Below are 16,960 nucleotides of genomic sequence, written 5' to 3' on the forward strand. Positions count from 1 at the left end.
GCACCGAGACAGACTGCACTGACGCTCGCGCCTACCAGCCGCCGCCTCCACCTCCGCCGCCACCGCCGCCAGAGAAGCCGCCACCCATCGAGCCGCCGACTGAGCTCACGCCCGCCCCACCGGCCAACGGAGCACCCGCCGTGGCAGATGCCGCTGCCGCCGTTGCAAACCCGCCCGTCGCGAATGCCGACGAGAGCGCCGACACTCTGACCAGCTCCGATCCGGTGAACCACTGCGGAACGTCGGTTGTGGCGGACTCAGTCTCAAGGGCCGAGATCCACTTCTCTTCGAGGCCCCACACGATGGCGTAGGGCAGCAGCTTCTCGTGCAGTTTCACCACAGCGTGCTCGTCGGTGACGTCGATGCGCTGAGCCGTGTCTGGCGCCTGCAGATACCGGATGCGGTCGGCCTCGGCGAGCCGCATGTACATTCGCAGCCCGTCGAGCTGCTCGCGCACGAGCGCGCCTTCAGGCGTCAGACGGGGACGCGGTTCGGCGAGACGGCGATACACGAAAAAGCTCAGCGCAATCGTCGCCAGCACGGTCAGCACCGTCAGCGTGAGTCCGATCGCGACGGCGGAGAACGGGGTGAGCAGAATGCTGGCGATGCTCGCGACAATGAGGGGAATTCGCGTGACGGTCTGCGGCGTCTGCGGCGCAGCCTCGAACAGGCGCTCCGTCACGAGCGAGCGCTTGGCGTCGCGCCTGCGCAGCGCAAGCCTGTTGCCGATGGTCCTGCTCCTCGTATCAAGAACCACGGTGCGGTCCTTCTCGATGGTTCCGACGATGGCGAGCAGGAGGTTGCGCTCCATGGGCTCGAGCTTCTCGACAGCATCCGGATCGGTGACGGTGAGAGAGTATCGTCTCGTTCGCGGAGCCCCGCGATTCTCGCTCAACGTGGCAACGCCCGACACCGCGAATGCGACGAGCTGAGCGGCAAAGCCTTTCTTGCGGCGCCGCAGAATCTCGGCTGCCTCAAGCGCGCAGATTCCCTCGGGCGGCGTGTACTGCGGCACGATCGTTCCGCGGCCGGGTGCGTCGCGCCACCTCGTGCTTCGCCACCACAGCACCCAGCCCGCGAGCACGACGACGACGCCGAGCAGAATCCACGGCAACGACGCCGTCACGATCTGCAGGAAGGATGGCGTCGCGCCCTCGGGGGCGACGAACGTGCCGTTCTCGAAGCCGACGGCGATTGTGAGGTTCTCTCGGGGGTCGAGATGGCCGGTGCTCGAGCTCACGACCCCGGCTTCTCGGGTGATGCTGCACTCCGAGTCTGTGGATCCCTCGGCGCCCGTGTAGCAGGCGAGGTTGCCCGTGAGCGCGCCTGAAAGCGAGTCGCCGAGCGTCACATCGACGGTTACCGTGTCGAAAGGCAGGCCCCAACGCGTTCCGTTGATGTCGCGATACAGCTCTTGGCTGTCGGTGTTTCCGTAGGCGCGAACGACGTCGCGCTGCAGGTAGGAGATCGTGAATGTCTGCTCGCCGTGCAGATACGTGTTTTCGTCGCCGATGACGAGAAAGAGCCCCTCGCCTTCGTCTGCGGACGTATACGGAACCTCGGATCCCGAGGCATCCGTCACGCTCGTCACATCGGTGTGCAGATCGACGCCGTCGACGGTGAGTGGGATGCTGCGGGTCACGCCGTGATTCTTGTCGGCGTCGGGAAAGTCGGCGACGATCGTCTCGGTCACAGACAGCGTCGAATGCCCGCTGTCATCGCGATCGAGGGTCATGTCGGCGTGAAACGAACGGAGCGAGAGGGAGTCATCGGCGAGTGGCGCCGTGCCCGAGGCGACGGCCGGCGCTGCGACGGCGGGTGCGGCAGCGATGGCGAGTGCCACGCCGAACGCGGCTGCTGATCGACGGAAGCACGTGTGTCGACGATGACGCATGCGTCCACACTAACGCGGGCGCTGCGCCGAGCCGAGGGCGTGAGTTCGCCGCTCTAGACGTTCGCCGCGCAGACGGGGAGAATGGCGGCATGAGGATCTTGGTGGCTGGGGGAACCGGAGTGATCGGGTCGCGGGTGGTTCCGCTCCTGACCGCAGCGGGACACGACGTCATCGCGACGAGTCGCAGCGCAGACAGGCTGCTGCCGGCGCTGGCCGCGGGAGCAGAACGTGCCGTCATGGACGCGCGGGACGCGGCATCCGTCGATTCTGCCGTCGACAGTGCGCGGCCCGATGCCATCATTCACCTGCTCACTGATCTGGCGACCGAGGATTTCGTGGGCAACTCGCACCTGCGCATCGTCGGCACACGCAACCTTGTCGCTGCCGCTGAGCGAGCCGGTGTGACGCGCATGGTGGCCGAGAGTATCGCCTGGGTGGGGGAACCGGATGCTGAGCCGGGCGACGAGAGCGTCACGTTCGCTCGCGACCCCGACACGGACGAAAGCTTGTTTCCCGCTGTCGAGTCGCTCGAGAATGCGGTGCTCAGCCTCGAGAACGGCGTCGTGCTGCGCATGGGGATGCTCTACGGTCGAGGCACCTGGTTCGGGCGCGGCGGCCGCATTCACGATCGAGCCGAGGAGGGAACCGTCGTCGCCACGGTGCGGCACACGTCGTTCGTGCACGTCGACGACGCAGCGCTCGCCGTCGTCAAGGCACTCGACTGGCCATCAGGGATCGTCAATATCGTGGACGACGACCCGGTGGACGCCGAGGAGTGGGCGCCAGAGCTCGTCTGGGCGGCGGGAGGCGACGAGACGCGGCTGGCGGTGCGCGCGACGGGCCGTGCGAGCACGAACGCCCGCGCCGCTGAACTCGGCTGGGTTCCTGAGCATCCCACCTGGCGCGACGGGCCCTTCGACCTCGTGTAACTTTTCGGCCGCGAGTTCATGTGTCGAAATCGGTGATTATTCGGCCTGCATAAGCGCCATCTGTGACTTCTGAACTGCTGTGGTCATCCCGGCGATGCGCGTCGGTGGTCGATGCTGGGCGAGTGCGCGCCATGTGGTTGGCGGAATACACCGTGCCCCGAACTCGTTGCGCTTCATGACGCCGCGATTCGCGGCACCCTCCACCACGCCCGATAATCGGAAGTGCTATGCCCGAACCCCGCCCTGTTTCTGCTCGCGATGACCATGCCGCCTGGCGTGAGGAACGTCGCCGATCCGTCACAGCGCCGACAGGAAACCTCGCCCTCGTCGAGACGCGATGGCTGCCCCACGGCGAGCAGCCTGACGTTGCCGCGGAATACGCCGGCGCCCCGGCATCCGTCACCGTTACCGAGCTGACGCGCAGCGACATCGACACGGGCGAGACGCAGCACGGCCTGCGCTTCTGGGACGCCGACGCACCGGCGGTCCGCGCGTTCGACGAGATCGACACTTTTGAGTACGACCCGGAGTGGGTCATCGAGGCGCAGTTCACGCCGGTCGCGGCCGACCGCACCGTGCCGTTCGAACACATTCGCGACAACGGCGGCACGCGCGACCTCGTTGTTCCGGGCGACATCACATTCTCGCGCGACGGCACGCGCTACACCTTTGCCGCGTTCGACGACGGAGGCAGGCTTCTTCTCGTTTTCGGCGACCCGACGAACGGCCGCGAAGATGAGGCCGGAACATACGGCGCCGGGCGCTTTATGTTTGTGCAGCGCGCCTCGACGAGCCACGGTTTTGGCGACGCCGGGCCTGTGACGCTTGACTTCAATCGCGCGTTCGTGCCGCCGTGCGGCTTTTCTCACGCGTACAACTGCCCGATGCCGCCCCCGCAGAACCGCTTCGCCGTGCCCGTGACCGCGGGCGAAAAGAACATCATCTGGAGAAATTAGTGAAACGTCAGCTTGCCCTCGCCGCAACGATTACCGCAGCGGCTCTCGTGTTGACCGGGTGCTCGGCTGGCGGAACAGATGATGCTGGCGGTGAAGACGCGACGATCAACATCGGTTCGCTGTACGAGCCGCAGAACCTGAGCAACACGGGCGGAGGCGGGCAGGGTGTCACCGAGGCACTCAGCGGCAACGTCTACGAAGGCCTGTACAAGCTCACAGACGACGGCGACGTGGAGCCGCTTCTGGCGGAGAGCGAAGAGGTGAGCGACGACGGCCTGACGTACACGTTCACGTTGCGCGATGGCGTCACGTTCCACTCGGGCGACCCTCTCACCTCGGCTGACGTTAAGTCGAGCGTCGAGGCTGTCACCGCCGAAGACTCGCAATCGGCGCGCAAGTCGAGTTTTGACGTCATCGAGTCGATCGAGACCCCAGACGAGAGCACAGTCGTCTTCACGCTGAGCCAGCGCTCCATCTCGTTCACCTACAACCTCAGCTACGTGTCGATCGTCAATGACGAGGCAACAGACCTCAAGACCAGCGAAGACGGCACAGGACCCTACACGCTCGACGAATGGAAGCGCGGCAGCACGCTGAGCCTGACGCGCTGGGACGACTATTGGGGCGACCCTGCCAAGAACGCCGAGGTTGTTTTCCACTACTACACGGACGCGACGTCGCAGAACAACGCGCTCATCAGCGGGCAGATCGACATCATTACAAGCATGCAGAGCCCCGATGCGCTGAGCCAGTTCGACGACAACGACGACTACGTTGTGAACGACGGCGCGTCGACGACAAAGGAGCTGCTCGCGTTCAACGACCGGGTCGCGCCGTTCGATGACCGTCTCGTGCGCAAGGCCGTGTACTCGGCGATCGACCGCGAGAAGCTGCTGAACTCGATCTGGGGCGGCTACGGTCAGCTCATCGGCTCGATGGTGCCGCCGACCGACCCGTGGTACGAAGACCTCACCGACGTGAACCCGTACGACCCGGACCTGGCGAAGGATTTGCTGGCCCAAGCCGGCTACGCCGACGGCTTCTCGTTCACGCTCGACACTCCCAGCTACGACCCGCATCCGGCCGTCGCCGAGTTTCTCAAGTCAGAGCTGGCGAAGGTGGGCATCACCGTCGAGATCAACACGATCACCGCAGACGAGTGGTACACGAAGGTGTTCCAAGACCGCGACTTCGAGGCGACGCTTCAGGAGCACGTGAATGACCGTGACGTCGTCTGGTACGGCAACCCCGATTTCTACTGGGGCTACGACAATGCCGACGTGCAGAAGTGGGTTGCAGACGCCGAGCAGGCGAAGACCACAGACGAGCAGACCGAGCTGCTGAAGAAGGTGAATGAGAAGATCGCCGAGGATGCCGCAAGCGTGTGGCTGTACCTCTACCCGCAGATCGTCGTGGCGGCAAGCGACGTCACGGGCTACCCCATCAACGGACTCAACTCGCAGTTCTACGCGTACGACATCGTCAAGGAGTAAGTTCGCAGGGAATGCCCTCTTACCTGATCCGTCGGTTCGCGTTCCTTGTGCTGTCGCTCGTCGTCGCCCTGGTCGTGATCTTCGTGCTGCTCAGGCTGCTGCCTGGGGACCCGGCGAATGCGCTGCTCTCGGTGAACGCGACACCCGAGCAGATCGCCGCAGCCCGCGCGCAGGTGGGAAGCGATAGGCCGCTCGCCGAGCAGTTCGCCACGTGGGCGGGGCAGATGCTGCGCTTCGATCTGGGCGAGTCGTACATCAGCGGCCTTCCGGTGCTGCCCGAAGTGACGGCCCGCCTGCAGGTGACGCTGCCGCTCACGCTTCTCGCGTTTGCGCTCGGGCTCGCGATTGCGCTCCTCGCCGGCGTTGGCGCCGCCGTCGGCTCCGACCGCTGGTACGGTACACTGCTGTCGGGCTTCGCGCAGCTCGGCATCGCGATTCCGGTGTTCTGGGTCGGCATCATCCTCGTCTGGATCTTCGCCCTTTCGCTCGGGGTGCTGCCCGCGGGCGGATTTCCCCGCGACGACTGGGAGAACCCCGGCGAGGCGCTCACCTCCCTCGCGCTGCCCATCATCACGATCGCGATCGTGATGAGCGCGTCGCTCACCCGTTATGTGCGAGCGGCAACGCTCGACGTCGTTGGCAGCGGCTACCTGCGCACCGCGCGGGCCGGCGGCGCGAGCATGGCACAGGCGCTGTGGCGGCACGGGCTGCGCAACGGTTCCGTCCCGGTGATCGCCATTCTGGGCATCGAGCTCTCGACAACGCTGCTCGGAGCCGTCGTCATCGAGAGCGTTTTCACCCTGCCCGGGCTCGGCAACATGCTGCTCGACGCCATCGCCCAGCACGACTACCCCAACATTCAGGGCATTCTCGTTGTCAGCACACTCTTCGTGCTGCTCGTCGGCTTCGCCGCCGACATCGCCCAGCGCCTCGTCGATCCGCGTCTGCGCCAGACTGTCTCGGGAAACCGATGAGCGACACAGCGCCCGTGCAGGACACGGAGATTGAGGATGCCGGCGGGCCAGCGCGTCGCCATCGGCATCGCACTCGGGACCGCCGTGGGCACCGCGCCGTGCTCGTGCTCGGCTGCGTGCTGGCAGCATCCATTATTCTTCTTGCTCTTGTCTCGCTGTTCTGGCTGCCGTACCCGCAGGCAGACACGAGCGGCACGCGCCTCGAGTCGCCGAACGGCGCGCACTGGCTTGGCACAGACAAGCTCGGGCGTGACCTCATGACCCAGCTCATGGTGGGCGCGCGCATCGCCCTCGCCGTGGGAGCGGGTTCGGTGGCGATCGCCGCGGTGCTCGGCCTCGTGCTCGGGCTCGTCGCCGCGTTCGCCTGGCCGTGGCTCGACGACACGCTGTCGGCGGCTCTCGACGTTGTGATCGCCTTCCCCGTGCTGCTGCTCGCGATGCTCGTTGTCGCCGTGCAGGGGGCATCGCTGTGGTCGGCGATTCTCGCGATCGGCCTCGCGCAGTCGGCCGTCGTCGCGCGGCTCGTGCGCATTCTCGCGCGGCGTGTGCTTGGCGAGCAGTACATCACCGCGTCGCGCACGAGCGGAACGCGCTGGCCCGGCGTCGTGGGCGCGCACGTTCTGCCCAACATCGCGCCGATGCTGGGCGTCAACCTGGCACTGCAGTTCGGCATTGCCGTGCTAGCCGAAGCAAGCCTGTCGTACCTGGGGCTCGGCGCGCCGCCGCCAAACGCCTCGTGGGGGCGCATGCTTCAGGAGGCGCAGGGAACTGTGCTGACGGCGCCCGTCGGGGCGATTGCGCCCGGTATCGCCCTCGTCATTCTGGTGCTCGGCGTCAACTTCATCGCCGACGGACTGCGCGACGTCGCTGATCCCACGAGGAGGCGACGATGAAGAAAGCGCAGATGAGCTTTCTTGAGGTTTCGCATCTGACCGTGCGTTCGGCCGATGGCGATGCTCTCGTCGACGACGTCTCGTTCTCGGTGGATGCCGGTGAGCGCGTCGGCCTCATCGGGGAGTCGGGTTCGGGCAAATCTGTGACGTCGCTCGCGGTGACCGGACTGCTCGACGCGGGGCTCATCGCCAGCGGATCTGTGCTGCTCGACGGCCAGCAGGTCGTCGGTGCATCAGATCGGATGCTGCGCCCGCTGCGCGGCCCGGCCGCATCCATTGTGTTTCAGGAGCCACTCACGGCGCTTGACCCGCTCATGCGCGTTGGAAAGCAGGTTGCCGAGCCCATTGCCCGGCACCGAAAGCTGCGTGGCGCTGAACTGAGGGGCGCCGTGCACGACGCGCTCGTTGACGTGGCACTGCCAGACGAGCGATTTGCGCGGGCGTTCCCCCACGAACTGTCTGGTGGACAGCGGCAGCGCGTCGCGATCGCGATCGCGCTCGCCGCGCAGCCGCGGCTGCTGATTGCAGACGAGCCGACGACGGCGCTCGACGTGACCGTGCAGAACGAGATTCTCGACCTGCTTGACCGGCTCGTTGCCGAACACGACATGGCACTGCTGTTCATCAGCCACGACCTCGCTGTGGTGTCGCGCATGGTTCAGCGCGTCGTGGTTCTTCAAGACGGCGTCGCCGTGGAGTCGGGCCCCGTGAACGACGTCATCACGGCGCCGCAGCACGAGTACACGCAGAAGCTTGTCGCCAGCGCCCGAGCGCTCGACAGCACGCTCGACGGGGGTGACGCATGAGCCTCCTTGAGCTTCGCGATGCCAGCTTCGCTTACCGGCGTGGCGGCGCAGTGGTTCACGACGTCTCATTCTCGCTCGAGGCGGGCGCGAGCATCGGCCTCGTGGGGGAGTCCGGTGCGGGCAAGTCGACGATCCTGTCGCTGCTGCTCGGGCTCGTCGCGCCGACAAACGGCACTGTGCTGTTTGACGGCGTGCCGCTCGACCGCCGCGATCGCGCGCTCATGCGCCGATTCCGGTCGGCCGTGCAGACTGTCTTTCAAGATCCGTACTCGTCGCTCGACCCGCGGCAGCGCATCGACCGCATCGTGGCCGAGCCGCTGCGCTCGCTTGGCATCGCCTCGGGTGACGATGCCCGTGAGCGCGTCGCTGAGGCTGTGGCATCCGTCGGTCTCGACCGGGATGTGCTGCGGCGCTTCCCGCACGAGTTCTCGGGCGGCCAGCGGCAGCGCATCGCCATCGCGCGGGCGATCGTCTGCCGCCCGAAGGTGTTGCTTGCAGACGAGCCCGTGAGCGCGCTCGATGTGACGACGCGCATTCAGGTGATCGACGTGCTGCGGCGGCTGCGCGACGAAACAGGCCTTGCGCTGCTGATGGTGTCGCACGACCTCACGAGCGTCGCGGCACTGTGCGAGCGCACCATCGTGCTGAAAGACGGCAGTGTCGTCGAAGAAGGCGACACCGGCGGCATCCTCACCTCACCGACAACTGCATACGCACGCCAACTGGTGTCTGCGATCCCTCGCCTTCCCTGACTCCGCTGCGTCACTCGCGATCGACGTGTCGCAGCAGCACGACGGCGGCGGCCGAGCACACCAGAAAGACGAATCCGCCCACGAGCACGGGCAGCGCAATGTGCGTGAGCGCGAGGACTCCGCCGAGGCCGGAGCCGAGAGCGAGACCGGCGAGACTCATGACTCGCGTTGCCGCATTCACGCGGCCACGAAGCTCATCGGGAACCAGACGCTGGCGCAGCGACGTCGCGCAGATTCCCCACACGACTGCATGCAGAATATAGACGGCGAGCAGCACGGCGGCGAGCACGCTGCTCGTGGTGGCCGAGAGTGCGCTCAGTGATGCGGAACCCGTGACGAGACTTGCGACGATAGTCCAGCGGTAACCGAGGCGAGAGCGAATGCGGGGCGTCGCCACGGAGCCGACGAGCCCTCCAAGCGCAGAGACGGCGAGAATCACGCCATAGCCGGCATCGTCGAGGCCGAGTCGCTGCTGCGCAAAGAGCACGAGAATCGAGAACGGCATCATGTAACCGACACTGGTGACGGCACTGATCAGGGCCAGGCTTCCGACCGTGCGGTGCCGGGCAAGCCACCGAATGCCGGCCGCTGCCTCTCGCGACACCGTCGTTAGGTCGCTCGTCGGGTTGCCGTTCTCGCTCTTCCTCGTCGTGCGCATCGGAAGCGCCAGTGCGAGCAGCCCGGCACCCGCCCACAGCCCGCCCATGGCGAAGATGGGCGCTGACGCCGCGAGGGCGAAGAGCACTCCTCCGAGTGGCGGCCCCACGAACTCATCGGCGATGAGCTGCGCAGCCGAGATGCGCCCGTTTGCCCGATCCAGGTCGTGGTCTCGGATGATGCTCGGCACAATCGAGACGGCAGCATTGTCGGCTGCGGTTTCGAGAGTGCCGATCACGGCGATTGCGATGTACAGCAATACCAGCCCACCAACACCGACATGAACGCACAGGGCGAGGGCGAGGACGCTCGCGCCTCGCAGCAGGTTTGCTGTGAGCAGGAGGGTGCGCCGATCGGCGCGGTCAACCAAGACCCCGACGGGCAGTGCGACGAGAAGGCGAACGAGCGCATACACGGTAGCGACCCCGGCAACAAGGCGTGGATCGTCTGTGAGGGATGCCGCGAGGAGTGGCATTGATACGAACGCCAGTCCGTCAGCGAGGTTCGACGCGGCATTCGCACCCCACAGAACGGTGAAGGCGCGACCGAGGGACATCCTTATGAGGATACGGCCGCGAACCGTTCAACCTCGGCGAGCACAGAGTCTTCAGCCTCTTCTGAAGCCAGCGTCAGAAAGTGCCCTGCTCCCAGCATCGGAATGTTGCGCGCACCCTCGAGGGCACTGCCGTCCGGAATGTGAGGGTCGAAAGAGGGTGAGAGTGACGTGATTCGCTCGTTCACTGACGTCTCGCCCGCAAGCGCTGTGATGGTGCCGTTCGCCGGACCGAACTCACGCAGCGTCTTGCCCACGGCGAACGTCGCGAGCTTCGACCCAGCGAACGGCGTGCACAGCGTCACCATTCCCCGCACACCGAGATCCGCCTCGCTCATGAGGTGCTTGCCGATCAGTCCGCCCTTGCTGTGGGCGACGATGATGCGCCCAGCCGACGGAACGTGCACGCGCTCAAGGGCGCGCTGCAGCATCCGTGACGTGTCGACGATGGGTCGGCGATTGTGCTTCATGCCGTACACGACGTTCACACGGTATCCGGCCATCGAGAGTCGGTCGGCGATCGGCGCCATAAACACCCACGTTTCGTAGACGCCGGGCAGCAGCACGATGATGGGCTTGCGACGATCACCCTTGAGGTAGCGCGCTGGCGGCCTGCGCCGCAGAAGCGACAGGGCCTGGCGGGAGCCCGCGTAGAGGTAGTCGGCAGCCCAGATGCGCGCACGCCCAAGCGCCGTCAGCGGGGGAGCGGCGGCAATCTTGTCGTCGTCGGGAAGCTCGGCACCGGCATGCTCCGCGACGAGCTTCGCAACGCGCAGCCCGCCGGTGATCATCGCCTCGTGGCCGTGCCCGTCAAGCTCGATGTAGCGACCGTCTGGCACGAGCCCGGTGACCTCACGTGCCCAGTATTCGGGCACGATGGTGTCGGTGCGGCCGCGCAGCACGAGCACGGGCGCCGTGACCTTCGGCAGTGAATCTTCGACGTGGTGCTCCAGCATCGTGCCGAGCTTCTTGATGTACCACCGCGGCCCGGCCTTGACGTAGTACATGATGCCGAGCACCATCACCTTGGGCTTCGACATCGACACATCCTGCAGCATCCGCACTGCTTGCTTTGCCGCTGTGCGCTCACGCGGGTTGACCGTCGGTGCGATGAGCACGACGCGGTAGGCGCTCTCGGGGTGCCTTGCGGCGGCCTCGACGACGATCTCGGTGCCCATCGAGTGGCCAACGAGCACGGGTTTGCGCAGCCCTTCGCTCTCGACGATCTCGGCGATGAGATCACCGGATGCCGCCATGTCGAGCGGCTCTTCGGGCTCTGGCGCGTCTCCGAACCCGGGCAGGTCGAGGGCGAAAACGCGCCCGGTGCGCCCGAGCGCCTCGGCGAAGTCTGACCAATACCGGTGCCCCATGCCGATGCCGTGAACGAGAACGTAGTCGATTCCGGTGTCGATGCCCGAGACGCTGATGATTGTGGTGCGCCCGGCGCTGACGAACTCGCGTTGCTGGCTCATATGCTCGAGTCTACGAACCGGTGTCTGTGCGCAACCTCGGGCGGGGCGCGCGAGAGTCTGGTTGCGTGCTCGTTTATGTGCCGATGGTAGACTCTACCGTTGATCGGAGGTACCATGGAACCATGGCGTTAAACATTAAGAACGAGCGAGTGCATGCGCTTGCCAGAGAGGCCGCACGGATGACCGGTGGATCGCAGACGAGCGCCATCGAGCAGGCGCTTGAGTTGCTCCTGCGCGAGCACGGTGTTGACGCGACAAGCTTTGAGCGAATAAATCGGTTAGAACGGATGCTCATGATGGGCGATCGCTTTCGACGGGAGGAGCGCCGCTCTGTGCGTGGCGTCTCGAGCGTCGACGAGCTCTACGACGCGACCACAGGGCTGCCGCGGTGATCGTCGACAGCTCGGCGTTGCTCGCCGTGATTCAGGGTGAGCCAGAGGCCCGCGAGTGTGCTGAGCTCATGCTCGCTGAGGCATGCCGCATGTCTGTCGCTAACTGGGTGGAGGCCGGCATCGTCGTTGACAATAGGTCAATCGACACGCAGCGCGAGCTTGACGAGTTGCTGATGCTCACCGAGACCACGATTGAGCCCGTTACTGCGGAACAGGGACGTGTGGCTCGTGATGCCTACCGCCGATATGGACGGGGATCTGGGTATCCCGCTCGGCTGAACTACGGAGACTGCTTCGCGTACGCGTTGGCGGTTACCACGGGCGAGGCTCTTCTTTTCACGGGAGCGGACTTCTCTGAAACTGATGTGCGTTTCGCCCGGCGGATCTGATGCATAGCTCCCTCGGGTGAGCCGGTTAGCCAACGATACAGGCTCGGCTTAATTCAGGAAATGCTGTATTGTTTTGCGTATGGCGACGACGGCGACACTCACTCACACCGCAGCGCTTGCCCGTTTGGGGCACGCGCTGTCCGACACGACTCGTACCGGCATCCTCCTTGCGCTTCGTGAGTCACCTGCGTACCCGTCGGACCTGGCCGACGCGCTGGGTGTCTCGCGCCAAGTCATGTCGAATCAGCTAGCGTGCCTGCGCGGCTGCGGCCTTGTCGAGTCGATTCCCGATGGTCGCCGGGCCTGGTATCGTCTCGCCGACCCACACCTCGCCCCGGCACTCAACGAGCTTCTGCAGGTTGTGCTGTACATCGAGCCGGACTGTTGCGACGGAGACGGATGCGCGTGCTCATGAGCATGTCGACTGCACCAAAATCCCGGCGGCACGTGCTTCATCGTCGAATAAAGCTCATCGTCGCGGCGACGATCGTCTACAACGTCGTCGAAGCCATTGTCGCGATCTCTGCGGGTGCTGTGGCATCGTCAGCAGCGCTTGTCGGGTTCGGGCTCGACTCCTCTATCGAGGTGCTTTCGGCCGGAGCCGTTGCGTGGCAGTTCACCCGTCGCGAACCGGAGCGCTGGGAGAAGCCAACGCTTCGGGTCATCGCTGTCGCATTCTTTGCGCTCGCTGTCTACGTGACTGCTACGTCTGTTCTCGCGCTCGTCGGACGCGTGGAGGTCGAGCACAGCACGGTCGGCATCGTACTCACGGCCGTGAGTGTCATTGTCATGCCGTTCCTGTCGTATGCAGAACGCCGTGCGGGCCGAGAGCTCGGATCTGCGACAGCAGTTGCCGACTCGAAGCAGACGCTCATCTGCGCGTACCTGTCGGCGGCGGTTCTCGCGGGGCTCGTGCTCAACAGCCTGTTCGGTTGGACGTGGGTCGACGCTGTTGCTGGCCTCGTCATTGCCGTCTTCGCGTTCCGTGAGGGAATCGAGGCGTGGAAGGGCGACACTTGTGCCACATCCGTTGGCATGGTCCTCGACGACGGGCACATTGACGCCCAGCAATAGGGTGAAGCCATGTCATTGCCATCAACGCAATCGTCCGTTGTCTTCTGGGATTTCGATGGCACGCTAGCGCAACGGGACGGGCTATGGGCGAGTGCGCTGATTGATGCGCTCGCATCGGTCGATCCCGCTGCCAGCGTCGACAACTCCCGGCTTCGCGCGGGGTTGGCGATGGGATTCCCATGGCACACGCCTGAGACGGCCGTCGGTCCTTTGAGTGCTGACGAGTGGTGGCGATGTTTACGGCCGACATTCGTCAGAGCGTTCACAGCTGCCGGCGTTCATGAGGAACTGGCCAAGGAAGCATCCAACCGAGTGGGAGCAGAGTTCTACCGGGTCAATGCGTGGGAACTGATCGAAGGTGCCATCGATGCACTCACAATGACCCGTGCTGCCGGGTATCGCAATGTGATCGTCAGTAACCACGGTCCAGAACTCCCACGGCTCGTTGACTCGCTCGGGCTTTCCTGCCTCATCGATTTCACCGTCACGAGCGCGAAGATCGGAGCTGAGAAGCCACATCCACTCATCTTTGAAAGCGCGATGTCCCGTGCCGATGTTTCTCCCGCGGACGACGTGTGGATGGTCGGGGACAATCCGATCGCCGATGTGGAGGGCGCGGAACGGTTGGGGATCCGGGCGCTATTGGCAGACGGGATTTACGCGGATGCGGCCGGGCTTACAACACTTGAAGCGGCACACGTGATCGCGGCAAGTACGCACCCCGTACGAGAATAGAGATTCGAATCTATTCCCGCAAACACTAGTAAATATGTTCTATTTACGGTAGTCTTGAGACATGAATTCGCGGGAGTTGTGCTCGATGCTCGGGCGGCCGTTGCCCATGAGCGACGAGAACGCCCGGCTCGCCGATCGGTACTGGATGATCCGCGATATGGTCGAGCTCGACGATGAGTGCGAATCTCCGGTCGCGGGGTACGAAGACATGCTCGGCGCCGACTTCGACGAGCTGGGTCTTGCCTATGAATCGGCACAGCGTGCTCAGGCAAATGTCATCGACAGCCTGCAGCGCGCGCACGACAACTACAGAAGGTCGCGCGACGCGATTGTGGCGCACAGCACCTCGAGTACTCCCTCAGCCCGCATTTCCGATGATGAGGCGATGGAGCGTTCCTTCATCTCTGAGGCAGCTGCTCGCATGGGAATCACCGATCGTGCTGCCGAGGCGATGGTGCACGAGGCAGAGACGCTCGTGAACGACCTTCCGCAGACGATGGACGCCTTGCGGCTCGGGTTCACCTCCTACTTGCACGCGCGTACTGCGGCGCAGCAGGCGTGGTCGGTTCCGCCGAAGGCGCGTGCAGAATTCGACGAGCAGATCGTGGGCATGGCGCGCACCCAGTCACCGACTCGATTCAAGCAGTCTGCTCGCAAGCTTCGCGAGAAGCTGCATCCCGAATCGATCCAAAAGCGCAAAACCACAGCCTTTGAAGACCGCCACGTTGAAGTGGTTCCCGATGAAGACGGCATGGCGTGGATGAACGTCTATCATTCTGCCGATGTTGCGCTCTCCATCAAGAGCGAAGCGCGCGCACACGCTCTGCGTGTGAGGAAGGCGGGCGACGGCCGCACTCTGCAGCAGATTGAGGCAGATTCCGTCGTCGAGACCGTCGCCGCGGGGCTGGCCGGCCACCGAGCCTCGGCCAGTGCGACAGCCGCCACAACAGCGGAAGAAGAATCGGGCGGATCCAGCACAGGCGCTGAGATGGGCGCGAGTACTGAGACAGGCGCAGATTTCGAGGCTGTCACTGACGGCGATGAAGGCACTGGCTGCGATGAAAGCACTGAGGGCGATGTTGGTACCGGCGTAGCTCGTGATTCTGGCACTGATACCGTAACCCTGACGCGGGCACAGCTTGCCGCCCTGCGCCCCGGCGTTGTCGTCACCGTTCCCATCCTGAGCCTTCTGGGGCAGAGCAGCGAGCCGGCTGATCTTGCCGGTTACGGTCCCATCGATCCCGAAACTGCCGCCAACATCATCGGCTCGGCGACAAGCTTCACTCGAGTGCTCACCGACCCGATTACCGGTGCTCAGCGCATCGTTGATCCCGACAAATATCGACTGAGCGAACAGCTGAAGCGAGATATTCGCCTTCGAGACGCGACCTGTGGTTTCGTCAATTGCGATGCGCCGGCCTGGCGTTGCGATATCGACCATATTGTCGCGTGGGATGATGGCGGAAAGTCAACACCAGCCAACCTCAACTCCCTCTGCCGTCGACACCACGTGTTGAAGCACGCGACGAACTGGCAGGTTTCTCGTCTCTCAGATGGGGCTCTTGAATGGATCTCCCCGTCGGGGTCGCGCTACGTCGTTCGCCGAGAGTAGGCACCTGCACGCGGTGAAAGTTGCGCCGCGGGTTCCGGGCGGTGGATGCCCCGTGGCCGATAGCCGAGCGCGGGGGATACGTCGATCAGGTCACCGAGGTACCAGATTGTCGAAAGCCACATCTCCGTCCCCTGCAGGCCTGGGTTCTCGTCGGGCTGTCCATTGCTCGCACCCGGTGCGGCACGGAAGCCGATCCCTGAACCGTCAGTCCACCGCCCCAGTGCGTCGCGGAGCAACCGGGTGGCGAGCTCCCGCACTTCTTCTGACCGATATCCCGTTTTCCTCGTGAGCCACAGTGGATGCGCCACGTCGAGAACATTGCACGCGTTCTGGGCGTCAGAACTGAAGAACCGCGTGTCGCGCGCGTGCCGGAGAACGGTGTCGATCACGGCATCCGGATGCTGGATCGGCACGCCGAACTGAGCGAACGTTCCGCGCGTAGCCCGGTAGAAGCCATTCACCGGCTGAAGCAGCCCCTCAGCGAGAGTCGGCTCGCCCCACATGCCCGTGCGCGAGTCCGCGCGGGTGGTGAGCCACCCGAACAGGGCCTCGACATACCCCTCAGGCACGACATCGCCGCGCTGTCGACTCCAGTGGACTGCCGTGCCGATGGCATCGACGATGTGCCCAGCGCCCCACGCGTTGTGCTGCCACGGCAGATCGTTCAGGCGGCGTGTGAGCTCTTCTGCGGAGCCCCGCGTCACGGGGGTCAGCGGGTGGGGAAACGCAGAACCGAGAAGGTCGAGCGCGTAGCCGACGCACTCGACGTGGTAGGCGGCGTCGTTCTCGAACGGTGCGGGATTCAGCTGGTTGCCCGTGGCGTCGATTGGCGCAATGAGGCCGGTCTGAGGGTCTTGCCAACTGCGCAGCAGTTCCTGCTGCTGGTGTGCGGAGGTCTGCTGCGGTGGCTCGCCCGTGAGCAGCATCGACAGTTCGATCGCGTCGCACTGGGCGCGCACGCTCGCGGGCTCTCCAGGCCGATCCGCGAAAAGCTGCCGAGCGGCATCCCACGACCGCCCGAGCACGTCGTGCACCTGGGAACGGGCGCGGTCGGCGAAAGCCGCTGCCTCGACGGCGAGCGAGTCAGCGAGCGGAGGAGGAGTCTCGTGCGCTGTCGTCGGTGGAATGCGCCAGCGCACGCGGCGGGCCGGATTGCCGACCACGATGGCACCGGCCGCAACGTCTTTCGTCACGACGGCTCCCGCGCCGATGACTGCATTGTCGCCGACGGTGACGCCATCGAGAATGACAACGTGGGAGCCGATCCAGACGTCCCTGCCGATGCTGATGCCGGCCGAGACAAGTGGCTGCCGAAAGACGTCGGTGCCCGGTTCCATCGAATGGTTGAACCCGAGAATCGACGTGTGCGCTCCGATGCG

The 16,960-nt window shown here is 64.9% G+C and carries 16 protein-coding genes and 1 pseudogene; 13 read left to right on the forward strand and 4 right to left on the reverse strand.

The features are described 5' to 3' along the window. Positions 1-31: 31 nt before the first annotated feature. Positions 32-1,894, reverse strand: coding sequence for a DUF2207 domain-containing protein (locus HCR84_RS01290; protein WP_195706674.1), 1,863 nt, complete (start codon positions 1,892-1,894; stop codon positions 32-34). Between the two features lie 89 nt (positions 1,895-1,983). Here HCR84_RS01290 and HCR84_RS01295 point away from each other — a divergent pair, with 89 nt between their 5' ends. From HCR84_RS01295 to HCR84_RS01325, 7 genes are all read left to right on the forward strand, one after another. Continuing rightward, on the forward strand, positions 1,984-2,823 hold the full coding sequence (locus HCR84_RS01295) for an NAD-dependent epimerase/dehydratase family protein (RefSeq protein WP_166982818.1): 840 nt from the start codon (positions 1,984-1,986) through the stop codon (positions 2,821-2,823). Positions 2,824-3,050: 227 nt separating this feature from the next. Further along, positions 3,051-3,779 (forward strand): DUF1684 domain-containing protein, encoded by a 729-nt coding sequence (locus HCR84_RS01300; protein ID WP_166982816.1) that lies wholly within the window; start codon positions 3,051-3,053, stop codon positions 3,777-3,779. Further along, the gene (locus HCR84_RS01305; RefSeq protein ID WP_208322157.1) at positions 3,779-5,272 is read left to right on the forward strand and encodes an ABC transporter substrate-binding protein; all 1,494 of its coding nucleotides are present in this window, start codon (positions 3,779-3,781) and stop codon (positions 5,270-5,272) included. The genes HCR84_RS01300 and HCR84_RS01305 overlap by 1 nt, the downstream gene beginning before the upstream one ends. 11 nt (positions 5,273-5,283) lie before the next feature. Further along, a complete protein-coding gene (locus tag HCR84_RS01310) occupies positions 5,284-6,246 on the forward strand; it encodes an ABC transporter permease (protein WP_166982814.1) in 963 nt (320 codons plus the stop codon). Next, positions 6,243-7,139, forward strand: coding sequence for an ABC transporter permease (locus HCR84_RS01315; RefSeq protein WP_166982812.1), 897 nt, complete (start codon positions 6,243-6,245; stop codon positions 7,137-7,139). Before HCR84_RS01310 ends, HCR84_RS01315 begins: the two co-directional genes overlap by 4 nt. Next, positions 7,136-7,945 (forward strand): ATP-binding cassette domain-containing protein, encoded by an 810-nt coding sequence (locus tag HCR84_RS01320; RefSeq protein WP_244972543.1) that lies wholly within the window; start codon positions 7,136-7,138, stop codon positions 7,943-7,945. Before HCR84_RS01315 ends, HCR84_RS01320 begins: the two co-directional genes overlap by 4 nt. Beyond that, positions 7,942-8,697 (forward strand): ABC transporter ATP-binding protein, encoded by a 756-nt coding sequence (locus HCR84_RS01325; protein WP_166982810.1) that lies wholly within the window; start codon positions 7,942-7,944, stop codon positions 8,695-8,697. Before HCR84_RS01320 ends, HCR84_RS01325 begins: the two co-directional genes overlap by 4 nt. Before the next feature lie 10 nt (positions 8,698-8,707). Here HCR84_RS01325 and HCR84_RS01330 read toward each other — a convergent pair whose 3' ends face one another. Together HCR84_RS01330 and HCR84_RS01335 are read right to left on the reverse strand one after the other, a co-directional pair. Continuing rightward, a complete protein-coding gene (locus tag HCR84_RS01330; protein ID WP_166982808.1) occupies positions 8,708-9,910 on the reverse strand; it encodes an MFS transporter in 1,203 nt (400 codons plus the stop codon). 2 nt (positions 9,911-9,912) lie between these two features. After that, complete coding sequence (locus HCR84_RS01335) at positions 9,913-11,379, reverse strand: alpha/beta hydrolase (protein WP_166982806.1); 1,467 nt, start codon at positions 11,377-11,379, stop codon at positions 9,913-9,915. A 122-nt stretch (positions 11,380-11,501) separates the two neighbouring features. On the opposite strand from HCR84_RS01335, the gene HCR84_RS01340 reads away from it, so the two are divergent. From HCR84_RS01340 to HCR84_RS01365, 6 genes are all read left to right on the forward strand, one after another. Next, a complete protein-coding gene (locus HCR84_RS01340; protein ID WP_166982804.1) occupies positions 11,502-11,771 on the forward strand; it encodes a type II toxin-antitoxin system VapB family antitoxin in 270 nt (89 codons plus the stop codon). Continuing rightward, positions 11,768-12,160 carry a type II toxin-antitoxin system VapC family toxin gene (locus HCR84_RS01345; protein ID WP_166982802.1) on the forward strand — a complete coding sequence of 131 codons (393 nt, stop codon included), beginning with the start codon at positions 11,768-11,770 and terminating at the stop codon, positions 12,158-12,160. Before HCR84_RS01340 ends, HCR84_RS01345 begins: the two co-directional genes overlap by 4 nt. A gap of 79 nt (positions 12,161-12,239) precedes the next feature. Next, a complete protein-coding gene (locus HCR84_RS01350) occupies positions 12,240-12,575 on the forward strand; it encodes an ArsR/SmtB family transcription factor (RefSeq protein WP_166982800.1) in 336 nt (111 codons plus the stop codon). Between the two features lie 2 nt (positions 12,576-12,577). Beyond that, the gene (locus HCR84_RS01355; RefSeq protein ID WP_166983257.1) at positions 12,578-13,234 is read left to right on the forward strand and encodes a cation efflux transmembrane domain-containing protein; all 657 of its coding nucleotides are present in this window, start codon (positions 12,578-12,580) and stop codon (positions 13,232-13,234) included. 9 nt (positions 13,235-13,243) lie between these two features. Further along, positions 13,244-13,969, forward strand: a complete 726-nt coding sequence (locus HCR84_RS01360; protein WP_166982798.1) for an HAD family hydrolase — start codon at positions 13,244-13,246, stop codon at positions 13,967-13,969. Positions 13,970-14,030: 61 nt separating this feature from the next. Next, a complete protein-coding gene (locus tag HCR84_RS01365; protein WP_166982796.1) occupies positions 14,031-15,581 on the forward strand; it encodes an HNH endonuclease signature motif containing protein in 1,551 nt (516 codons plus the stop codon). Between the two features lie 1,127 nt (positions 15,582-16,708). Here the strand turns inward: HCR84_RS01365 and HCR84_RS17855 are convergent. Next, positions 16,709-16,876, reverse strand: a pseudogene (locus tag HCR84_RS17855) (DapH/DapD/GlmU-related protein); the annotation flags it as partial. Between the last annotated feature and the right edge of the window lie 84 nt (positions 16,877-16,960).

The sequence above is a fragment of the Paramicrobacterium fandaimingii genome, from assembly GCF_011751745.2.
In the GTDB taxonomy this organism is placed as follows: Bacteria; Actinomycetota; Actinomycetes; order Actinomycetales; family Microbacteriaceae; genus Paramicrobacterium; species Paramicrobacterium fandaimingii.

Coding starts and splice junctions, on each gene's coding strand:
- HCR84_RS01290 (WP_195706674.1), bottom strand. CDS start 1,894: ATGCGTCATCGTCGACACACGTGCTTCCGTCGATCAGCAGCCGCGTTC.
- HCR84_RS01295 (WP_166982818.1), top strand. CDS start 1,984: ATGAGGATCTTGGTGGCTGGGGGAACCGGAGTGATCGGGTCGCGGGTG.
- HCR84_RS01300 (WP_166982816.1), top strand. CDS start 3,051: ATGCCCGAACCCCGCCCTGTTTCTGCTCGCGATGACCATGCCGCCTGG.
- HCR84_RS01310 (WP_166982814.1), top strand. CDS start 5,284: ATGCCCTCTTACCTGATCCGTCGGTTCGCGTTCCTTGTGCTGTCGCTC.
- HCR84_RS01315 (WP_166982812.1), top strand. CDS start 6,243: ATGAGCGACACAGCGCCCGTGCAGGACACGGAGATTGAGGATGCCGGC.
- HCR84_RS01320 (WP_244972543.1), top strand. CDS start 7,136: ATGAAGAAAGCGCAGATGAGCTTTCTTGAGGTTTCGCATCTGACCGTG.
- HCR84_RS01325 (WP_166982810.1), top strand. CDS start 7,942: ATGAGCCTCCTTGAGCTTCGCGATGCCAGCTTCGCTTACCGGCGTGGC.
- HCR84_RS01330 (WP_166982808.1), bottom strand. CDS start 9,910: ATGTCCCTCGGTCGCGCCTTCACCGTTCTGTGGGGTGCGAATGCCGCG.
- HCR84_RS01335 (WP_166982806.1), bottom strand. CDS start 11,379: ATGAGCCAGCAACGCGAGTTCGTCAGCGCCGGGCGCACCACAATCATC.
- HCR84_RS01340 (WP_166982804.1), top strand. CDS start 11,502: ATGGCGTTAAACATTAAGAACGAGCGAGTGCATGCGCTTGCCAGAGAG.
- HCR84_RS01350 (WP_166982800.1), top strand. CDS start 12,240: ATGGCGACGACGGCGACACTCACTCACACCGCAGCGCTTGCCCGTTTG.
- HCR84_RS01355 (WP_166983257.1), top strand. CDS start 12,578: ATGTCGACTGCACCAAAATCCCGGCGGCACGTGCTTCATCGTCGAATA.
- HCR84_RS01360 (WP_166982798.1), top strand. CDS start 13,244: ATGTCATTGCCATCAACGCAATCGTCCGTTGTCTTCTGGGATTTCGAT.
- HCR84_RS01365 (WP_166982796.1), top strand. CDS start 14,031: ATGAATTCGCGGGAGTTGTGCTCGATGCTCGGGCGGCCGTTGCCCATG.